We start from the raw sequence: 9,273 nt of genomic DNA on the forward strand, positions 1-9,273 counted from the left end.
GATCCTGACCGCTCCCCTCTTCTCGGAGCGCGGAAATTGCCCCCTCTATCCCCCCGCCGGCCATATAGAAGCCGACGAGCTCTGGTTCCCGCTGCATAAGATCCAGCAATTTTTCGTAAGTGAGCTGCCGTTCATCAAGGTTCACGAGCGCATCAAGCACCTCGAATTTTGGCGCGTTCTCACGAAAATACGCACGAAAGGCCGTTTCCCGCGTCGCATGCGCCTGGAAGCGATGGCTTCCGACAAACACCGCCACCTTGCCGGGCCGTTTTGCGGCCTTGGAAAACACCCAAGCGGCAGTCCGTCCGACCTTGCTGTTGTTGAGGCCGATGTAGCCCTCGCGCACGCCATCGGCGAAGTCGGATAGCAGCGAAAATACCGGGATACCTTTCGCCTTGAGCTCCTCGACTGATGCTGTGATTTTCGGGTGATCGGCCGCCACCATGGCGATCGCCTGGCAGCGGCTCCCAAGGTCCTTAAGAAGCGGGAGCAGGTCACGCGGCAAATGTGACTGCGCGAACTCGATGATCGGAAGGCCGTGGAAGGATTTAGCCATACTGACCGACTCTTCGATCTTGCGAGCGAAATCTTGGTAGAAATCGTGGGTAGGTTTTCTCAAGATGAAGCCCAGCTTGTAGTGCGGCAGGTGCTGCTGCAAGCGCTGTTTGATGAGACCGGCAGCATGATAGCCGATCGCGTGCGCGGCCGCATGGACCCGCTGGGCGGTCTCCTCTCGCACCGGAAGGCGGACGTTCAGAACCCGATCGACTGTTGCTACGCTGACTCCGGCTTCGCGGGCGAGATCGGCTATTGTGACGCGCTTTCCCCTAGCGATTCTGATCGGCCGGTCCTCCATCATCCGGTGCGCTCCCGCGACGGCTTGGGGCGGCAAGCTGAAATAGTTCCCCCACCCCGCGGATAGCGCATTCGACGAACAGCGCTCCATGCGCACCCAGATGAGTCTCCGTGAACCGTTCGTTTGCTTAGGGGCTTCATGGTGTTGTATTACTCACTGCGTTAGTACTCTATTTCCAGCGCTCTTTGGAGGCTGGCAATTCGACTGTTGTGTCAGGGCCGCTACTTACACGTCGCGCTGTTGCGATCTTGCTTGCGGGGAGCCAGTTTGATGTAACCCTAACCGCGGAAAGCGGTTTCCATCCGTGACTGGTCCAATTCGCCTTCCCAGCGAGCGACAACGAGCGATGCCACCGCATTACCGACTAAATTCGTCAGCGCGCGGCATTCCGACATGAAGCGGTCCACGCCAAGAATTAGAGCCATTCCGGCAACGGGAACACTCGGCACGACAGAGAGAGTAGCGGCCAATGTGATGAAGCCGGCGCCGGTGACGCCTGCCGCACCCTTCGAGGAAAGCATCGCAATTAGCAGCAGGAGGATCTGATCGGCAATTGACAAATCTGTGTTCGTCGCCTGGGCGATGAAGAGGGCGGCGATCGTCATGTAGATATTGGTACCGTCCAGATTGAATGAGTATCCAGTAGGGATGACGAGACTTACGACCGAACGGGCGGCGCCGGCCTTCTCCATCTTCTCCATTAGCGAGGGCAGCGCGGCCTCCGAGGAGGACGTTGCCAGGACAAGCAGCAGCTCGTCCTTGATGTAGCGGACGAGAGAAAAGATCGAGAAGCCGTTGTAGCGGCAGACCGCGCCGAGAACCCCGAACACGAAGAGGAAGGCGGTAAGATAGAACGTCGCGACCAGTATCGCGAGGTTGGCCACCGAACCGATTCCGTATTTGCCGATCGTAAAGGCCATTGCGCCGAAGGCGCCGATGGGTGCAGCCTTCATCAGAATGCCGACGAGCTTAAAAATGGGGGCGGTAAGCGCCTGGAGAAAGGTAACGACCGGCCTGCTCGTCTCTCCGGTCATCGCCAAAGCAATGCCGAACAGGACCGAGAAGAACAGGACTTGCAGGATGTCGCCTTCCGCGAAGGCACTGGCAATCGTTGACGGGATGATGTTCATCAGGAAGCTGGTCACGGACTGCTCGTGAGCCGTGGCCACATAGCCCTTAACGGCTTGGACATCGAGCGAGGCCGGATCGATGTTGAGGCCGGCGCCAGGTTGAACGATATTCGCGACAATCAGTCCGACAACGAGTGCAAGTGTCGAGAAGGTGAGGAAATAAACCATCGCCTTGGCGGCAACTCGGCCGACCTTCTGCAGATCGCTCATGCCGGCAATGCCGGTCGCAATTGTCAGGAAGATGACAGGTGCGATAATCATCTTGACGACTTTGATGAAGGCATCGCCGAGCGGCTTCAGGCTCTGGCCGGTTTCCGGATAGAGGTAGCCAATTGCGGCTCCCAGGACTATGGCGGCAAGCACCTGCACGTAGGTCCGGGCAAAATGGGGCTTGCGGGGCGCTGCGATCGCGCGGGGGACTCTTGGAACCAACACCGTTTCTCTCTCCCTGACCGGATCGGGGTGGGGGCTCCTCCTTCTCCCATGCTGCGCTCCGGTCGAGCGCTGCTGCCATCTCGGAGCAAGCGCCGTGCCAACTGGAGGCCTGTCCCGTCCAGCGAGATTGGTGCGGGTTGCGCACTGGAACCCTCCACCTTTGCCGGAATTTGCACTCAAGGCTCGCCAAAGATCGCGTCTGAAGAAGTGCTTCGCCAGAGAGGGAATTGACCAGGTCGCCTTGCGGCCGTGTCTTTGATGTCTGCCGCAGATCGACTGCCGGCCGATATCTCTGTCGTCTTGGTGACTTTGGTTTGTCAGTTTTGCGACGGAATGCGCGCAAACTGCAGGATATCCTACACGCCCATCAGAGCACGCGGTACAAGCGATTAAGCGTAGGAGCGCATTGAATCTCCGAGGTCAAAAAATCTTGAATAAGGTCCCCGTGCGAAGTGAATCCGCAACTCGTCAAAGTTCTCCACCGTTTGATCCAGCGGTCGCGTTTCCTGGCGCTGCAGGATGGCGTTATCTGATGGCTCAAGCGCTGGAACGCCCAGGAAATCCCAAACCGCTCCCAAGCATTGGGCAGGTCCGTGAAGAAGGCTCTCGTATTCCATTACAAGCAGGTTGGTCGACGTGAAGGATTCCATAACGCGAGCGTGAAAATCGTCGGCGGCTTTGAAATAAGCCTCACAGTCAGCGATTGACAACCTGACGCTCGGTGGCCGAGCGGTATCGTTGTCCGACCTGAACTTCAGCCACTGACCGCTTTCCCTGGCCTGCACAAAGGATCGGAGCGATTCCAATACGTTTCGGCGAACAACGAGGATGACCTTGAGTGCTGGCCAACGAGCTAATTCCGCAAAGAATGCTGGACGCTCGCGAAACTGAGGTTCATTGATCTTGCAGCCAAGATGCGTCACATTCTTGTAGTCGCGCATAGGGCAGCGCACATAGGCAAGCTCAAGAAGCTCGCGATCCGTGCCTAGCAGGCGATCCGTGCTGGGCCAATTGGGATCATATTCGTTTAGCAACTCACCGTTACTCAAAACGGTCGGATGCTCGTTTAGCAATTCTTCTAAATAGTGTGTTCCGGTCCTTGGCATAGCAAGGATCACAAAAGGCTCAGGAGTTGGTTCGTTGTGGGTCATTGCATGTCTATCCAACTAAATAATGGCCGCGACGGTCTGGGGACGCGCACAAGAAGCTTGGCTGCTATCGCTTGAACGCTCCGGGTGGGTCCGCGCCTCACCACTCAGCCTGTACTCCGAGGTGTGGTCGCGAAGATGGGCGCGTGCCTGCAGCGGCTGGGTGGCGCCCGGCTTCGGCGTTGTTGTACCACTCGCGATTCCTGGCACACGCATGCCTCCGGGCCGCTGTGGGCAGTTTGCAATCGGGCATTGCGGACCTCCTTCTCGTTGATGGGCGTAGGTAAGCGTCAACGCATTAGTCGTCGATGAAACAGTCCAGCCGACAGAAAAAAAGGCAATACAGCGAACATGCAAAGTGCGCCTATATGCAGCCCTACATTGTCGCCCAGGCGGCCGAGCATCACCGGACGGATTAGATCGATAGAATTCGCCAGCGGCGAGAAGGCCGCAATCTGCTGAAACACTCCTGGCAATTGGCCGACTGGAAAAACCGCGCCCGAAAGGAACAGCATGGGTGTGATGACAAGCGTCTGATAGAAAATAAAATAGTGATAACTGGGCGCGAGCGCGATGACGAGCATGGCCAGGCTCGCAAAGGCGAACCCGGTGAGAGCGATGACCGGCAGCACGTAGAGAACCGACGTCCACGCGGCATAACCTAGCGCGGCGGCAACAATCGCAATTGTCGTACCGGCCAGAAAGGCCTTTGTGGCTGCCCAGGTCAATTCACCGAGAACGATGTCGCCGAGGGTAAGTTGTGTGTGCAAGATTGCTTCCCAAGTGCCCTGATCCCGCATTCGACCGAAAACCGCGTAAATTGTTTCGAAGGTCGATGCTGTCATCGCGCTTGTCGCAACCATGCCGGCTGCCAGAAAAGCGATGTAGGATGCACCTTCGATGCGGCCTACCAACAGTCCAAGGCCAGTGCCGAGCCCGAAAAGGTAAATCATCGGATCAGCAAGGGTGCCGAGCATTGAAGCAAATGCCACCTTCTTCCATGCCAAATGATTGCGGCGCCACACCGCGATCCAGTTCCAGGCGTTGGCGGGTAGAGCGGCCGCAAGACGTTCACCCATTGCTCACTTCTCCATCTCACGTCCGGTTAGCCGCAAGAAAACGTCCTCCAGACTGGGTGGACGCTCCAGAATACGCAGACCCGCTCGACCGCGAAGCTGGATGCGCACATCCTCCGGATCAGGCGCATAGCAAAAGAGCGTCTCGCCGCTTACCTCGATACGCTGAACGTACGGCTTGATCAGCGAAATCAGCTCCTGTGGATTGCCGCCGAAGATCTCGATCACGTTGCACCCAATGTACTCGTCGATCAGCGCATGAGGACTGCCCTCGGCGATCTTGCGTCCCCGCTCGAGAACACACAGCCGATCACAAAGCCGCTCAGCCTCTTCCATGAAATGGGTGGTCAAAATGATCGTTTTTCCGCTCGCCAGCAGGAAACGAAGTCGCTCCCAGATCAGATGGCGGGCATGCGGGTCGAGGCCGGTCGTGGGCTCATCCATCACAAGCAACTGGGGGTCGTTGATCAGAGCACGTGCCAGCGTCAGGCGCCGCTTCATCCCGCCGGATAGCAGGCCGACACGTGAATCCCCCTTGCTCTCAAGGCGAGCGAACTCGAGGAGCCGTGGGATGACGGCGTTGATCTCTCTTGTACTCATGCCGAAGTAGCGCCCGAACACCAACAGGTTCTCACGTACCGTAAATTCCAGGTCGAGATTGTCGAACTGCGGGACCACGCCTATGCCCTTGCGGGCCAAGCGGCTGCGTGCCGGCACTGGTAGACCGAGGACTGTTATGTCACCCGCGTCAGGCCGGGTCATACCGAGGAGCATACGCGCAATCGTGCTCTTGCCTGCGCCGTTCGGCCCCAGCAGACCGAAGCACTCTCCCGATGCAACGGTGAAGGACAGCCCGTCCACAACGAGCTTGTTCCCGAATAATTTGGTTACGCCGGTAAGGTCGATTGCTACATTGGACATGCGTCTATCTCAAGCGGAATGAGTCCGATTGGCCACCGGCAGCTTACTTACGAATTCTGGTTCAGAGCAGGCCACCGCCTTGAGATGGCACCTTTGGAAAGTCGCGGCCGGAGCGACGCGTGTATCGCTTCCGCCAAAGAATTAACGTCAAGGTGCCAGGTGTCGCTTCCAGATAGTTCCCGATCTGACCATAGGTAACTCGACAAGCTTCACCCCGTGTCGACTGACACAACTTACTCGGTCACTCGGCGCTGCAAGGCCGTCAGACTTCACCAGCTGTGAGCGAAAGATCTGCAGTATGAAGTGACTCCGCAATTCCAGAATTGCCCGCAGCATTTGCTCCGGCAAGCGGCATCGCGCTTGTGATTTCCTTTGTGCTCCTGTTGGGCAGGGGAACACTTTTACGCGACAGCCAATCGCTATTGCTCAATGTACACAGGGCGTAAGCCTTCAAGGGGATCAACAGGAATATCCTGATTAACGCGTGCATTGAATAGCCGATGAATCGAAGCTGCCGAGTGCGGAAAGATAACACTGTAGATCTGATTATGGTCATCGTGACAATAGCCAGCACCGTCCACCAATTTACTGTATGTGAAAATAGTAGCTCACCGAGCGCCGTTACTACCGCGATGCCGAGCAACAATGGGCCGAGATTCTCTCCCATCACATCCAAAGTTAGATAGCGATCCAGGCCACGCAGTAGACCTCGCGCAAGCATCGTGTCCCGGAAAGTGCTTCGTGCCCAGCGGAGTTGTTGGCGCAAATAAGGTCCCATCTTGTCCGGAACGACTGTCGCCGCGACGGCACCTGGAACGTACTCGGTTCGAAAGCCTGCTTTCAGCATGAGGATCGTAAGATGACGGTCTTCACCGAAGTCGCTTGGTTTCCCCCTGAACAGCTGCGTCTCGTATTGATCCAGCAGAGAAAGGAGACAAGACCGGCGGTACATTGCACATGGGCCGCAGCAGCACATGACCGCACCAAAGCGACCTTGCGCCGCGCGCTCCTCATTGCAAGCCAGCCAGTATTCCATATCGATCAATCGGGTCAACCAAGTGTCGCTGCGGTTGTATGCCGTCAGCTGGCCCATGGCCGCTCCGACCATGGGATCCCGCATTTTTACTGCAAGCTTCGTGATGACGTCGGACGCAAGTGTCGTGTCAGAGTCGACGCTGAGCACGAAATCTCCAGATGAGCGGCGGATGGCGGCGATCTGCGCCTTGCGTTTGCCAACATTCTCGCGGAGCAGAATGAAATTGAATCTCGGGTCGCCCTCGTAGGCGTGATGTACCGGGATGACGGCATTACGATTTCCAGAACCGTCGTCAACCAGATAGACCTGAAATGTTCCGGCGTAATCTTGAATTGCAATGGAAGCTAAACACGCCGCGAGTGTGCGCGGGTCCTCATTGTAGCAGGGGATGATGACATCCACGCTCGGCCAACGGTCGGATCCGAACAAGCTTTCCGACGGCGGCGTAACATTTTCCGGTTGGGAGTAGACCGCTTGCATGCCTCTGTAAACAGTCGAGAGCACCGCATAAGACGAAACGGCAACAGTACTGGCTGTGGTGAGAAGGTCCATAGGATCTCTGTTTGTTCAGGGATGTTGAGGAAGTGATCGGATTACAAATCCGCGGCCGTGCAATTCTGGAATTAGGCGTGACAACGCTGTCACCGTCTGGTCGCGCAGACTGGCTTGATTGCCTGGTTGCAATTCGTCGGGAGCGCACCCGTCGTGCAACAGCACGATTGCGCCCGGCCGGATATCGGCGAGCACTCTGTCGACGATGGCGTCAACGCCGGGGCGAGACCAGTCGCGTGGATCAATGGACCAATGGACGGGCGCCAATGCCGCACCCGCTGATGCAGCGATTACTTCTTCGGTCCAGATGCCATACGGTGCACGAAAGTACCGAACCATGGCCTGCGGGCAAGCCATCCCTATGACTCTGTTTGCCTCAACTATCTGGCGGTCGACTTCGACGGGCCCGCATTTAGCCAGGTCCGGATGAGTCATCGTGTGGTTGGCTATACCGTGCCCGTCTGTAATAATTCGGCGAACGAGTTCCGGCTCGTCGGCCGCGTAGGCCCCAACAACGAAGAAGGTCGCCGGCACCTGATGTTGCGCCAGCACATTGAGTATCTGCGGTGTGAAAAATGAATTGGGACCGTCGTCAAACGTCAGATAGACGCTGCGCTCTGCAATGCCATCGGCATTGTCACTCTGCCCTTCGCATATGTAGTCCAGAGGCTTCATAGTTCCGGACCGTTCCGGTCGATCAGGGTACCGGACGGCCACTCGTCCATCGAGCGTCCGATCGGCGAAACCAACACGAGTACGTCTTCCAGGCGCGTGGGCGGCAGGTCGGGATGCACATCTGGACGGGTCGACCGTACGCGAACGCCCGACACAATGTTCGCGAGGCCGGCTCTGCAGAATCTTTCGACATGGTTTCGCAGCGCGTGCCGAACCGTGCCGAAAGCGAATGGAACACCCAACTGATGGAGCACTGGGTACGCCACGCGCATCGAAAAACCGATTCCGAGCCCTTCAAGATCCGGACGAACCGCGTACAGGCCCAATTCAGCGACGATCAAGTCGACCTCGCCAACTTTGATGAAGCGCCGCAGCATGCCGATGTGAGCCGCTACCCCATGCGCGTCGTAGCCGATTGCGCGGAATTCCGGCCTCGCGCCGGCCCAACTGCGGCCGCCTTCGAATGGCTCCGCGTTGAAGGCGCCAGTCCGTCCATAGGTCTTTCGAAAAAAGTCGGAGAGTTCGACATGGTCGGCCAGTTGCAACTCATTTTCCCAGCACAACTTCCACTCGACATTCGGGCGCATGGAAGACCTCACCTTGTAGCTGTCTGGTTGAGATAAATGTCCAAGCATTGGTTAAATAATTGGCGTCGCGCCAACGGGGCGTAACTTGTGGAGACCGCCGAAAGACCAAGCCGCAATGCAGATGCGACTGACTTTGTACGCCCCGCACACCAGATGATGCTCCTCGGATCCAACGCAACCATCGGAACTACCTATCTTTCCAACTTGAAGCGCTTCTATGGGACCTGCAGCAAAAACGGTAAAATCCTTTGTTTAGATGAAAGGTATCCACGCTTTGGATAACTGGGCGAATGCGTTCCATATGGCTGGTCAATTATCGTCGTCACGCTCGAGGCACTTCTGACGAAGCGCAAAGCTCACGCCCGCGGCACGCGCGGCCGTTGCCGGGCCGCGCGATTATCTCCGTAAGAGCCGAGCGGAGCTCAGACACGACGATTGATCAGAATCTGATTCGCGGGTTCAGTATCTCTTTCGTGTATCCAGCTCTGGGCTGTCCTTTGGCGGGAGTTAGGTTCGCCCAGGTTCTGAGCCTGGGGCGTCGGCCCGTTCGCCGCACAGGCTCCTTCGCACATCGTCGAGGCCGAGAAAGAGGGGGCCACACAGCTCCCCCTGTACTTTCCACCACCCGACACCAGCGCTCACCCAGGGCGCCGGCCTTGCTCACCTCAACGGATAGCGCACTCGCGCCGCTTCACGATTAAAAGAATTCTACAAGCAGATGCCTGTTTGATCGTGAGACGTCCGCTGCCAATTCCCGCATCGCAGAGGCAGCCAATAGCGCTCGCTTCACATAGTGGTCCGGCAAGCAGCTAGATACGACAGGTGACCTCAAATGAGGCGTCTTGCATGGCTTCTAC

General features: G+C 57.3%; 8 protein-coding genes. All 8 read right to left on the reverse strand.

All coding sequences use genetic code 11. The features are described from left to right. Positions 1-859: LacI family DNA-binding transcriptional regulator (locus E5W87_RS25600; protein ID WP_292403990.1), on the reverse strand; the 859-nt coding region annotated here is incomplete at its 3' end. 275 nt (positions 860-1,134) lie between these two features. Then, entirely contained in the window at positions 1,135-2,418 is a 1,284-nt protein-coding gene (locus tag E5W87_RS25605; protein WP_210326678.1) for a dicarboxylate/amino acid:cation symporter, read from the reverse strand. A gap of 392 nt (positions 2,419-2,810) precedes the next feature. Further along, positions 2,811-3,572: a sulfotransferase domain-containing protein gene (locus tag E5W87_RS25610; RefSeq protein WP_126104967.1), complete on the reverse strand. Its 762-nt coding sequence runs from the start codon at positions 3,570-3,572 to the stop codon at positions 2,811-2,813. A 287-nt stretch (positions 3,573-3,859) separates the two neighbouring features. After that, on the reverse strand, positions 3,860-4,648 hold the full coding sequence (locus E5W87_RS25615) for an ABC transporter permease (RefSeq protein ID WP_095517113.1): 789 nt from the start codon (positions 4,646-4,648) through the stop codon (positions 3,860-3,862). Between the two features lie 3 nt (positions 4,649-4,651). Next, positions 4,652-5,566 carry a nodulation factor ABC transporter ATP-binding protein NodI gene (nodI, locus tag E5W87_RS25620; RefSeq protein WP_292403997.1) on the reverse strand — a complete coding sequence of 305 codons (915 nt, stop codon included), beginning with the start codon at positions 5,564-5,566 and terminating at the stop codon, positions 4,652-4,654. Positions 5,567-5,828: 262 nt separating this feature from the next. After that, on the reverse strand, positions 5,829-7,154 hold the full coding sequence (gene nodC, locus E5W87_RS25625) for a chitooligosaccharide synthase NodC (RefSeq protein WP_095488116.1): 1,326 nt from the start codon (positions 7,152-7,154) through the stop codon (positions 5,829-5,831). A 15-nt stretch (positions 7,155-7,169) separates the two neighbouring features. After that, a complete protein-coding gene (gene nodB / locus E5W87_RS25630) occupies positions 7,170-7,829 on the reverse strand; it encodes a chitooligosaccharide deacetylase NodB (protein ID WP_091600617.1) in 660 nt (219 codons plus the stop codon). Then, complete coding sequence (locus E5W87_RS25635) at positions 7,826-8,416, reverse strand: NodA family N-acyltransferase (RefSeq protein WP_063169401.1); 591 nt, start codon at positions 8,414-8,416, stop codon at positions 7,826-7,828. The genes nodB and E5W87_RS25635 overlap by 4 nt, the downstream gene beginning before the upstream one ends. Positions 8,417-9,273 lie beyond the last annotated feature (857 nt).

The sequence above is a fragment of the Mesorhizobium sp. genome (assembly GCF_004962925.1).
Classification (GTDB): Bacteria; Pseudomonadota; Alphaproteobacteria; order Rhizobiales; family Rhizobiaceae; genus Mesorhizobium.

Bases quoted from the DNA above. Each gene is read 5' to 3' on its own strand.
- E5W87_RS25610 (WP_126104967.1), bottom strand. From the start codon at position 3,572: ATGACCCACAACGAACCAACTCCTGAGCCTTTTGTGATCCTTGCTATG.
- E5W87_RS25615 (WP_095517113.1), bottom strand. From the start codon at position 4,648: ATGGGTGAACGTCTTGCGGCCGCTCTACCCGCCAACGCCTGGAACTGG.
- nodI (WP_292403997.1), bottom strand. From the start codon at position 5,566: ATGTCCAATGTAGCAATCGACCTTACCGGCGTAACCAAATTATTCGGG.
- nodC (WP_095488116.1), bottom strand. From the start codon at position 7,154: ATGGACCTTCTCACCACAGCCAGTACTGTTGCCGTTTCGTCTTATGCG.
- nodB (WP_091600617.1), bottom strand. From the start codon at position 7,829: ATGAAGCCTCTGGACTACATATGCGAAGGGCAGAGTGACAATGCCGAT.
- E5W87_RS25635 (WP_063169401.1), bottom strand. From the start codon at position 8,416: ATGCGCCCGAATGTCGAGTGGAAGTTGTGCTGGGAAAATGAGTTGCAA.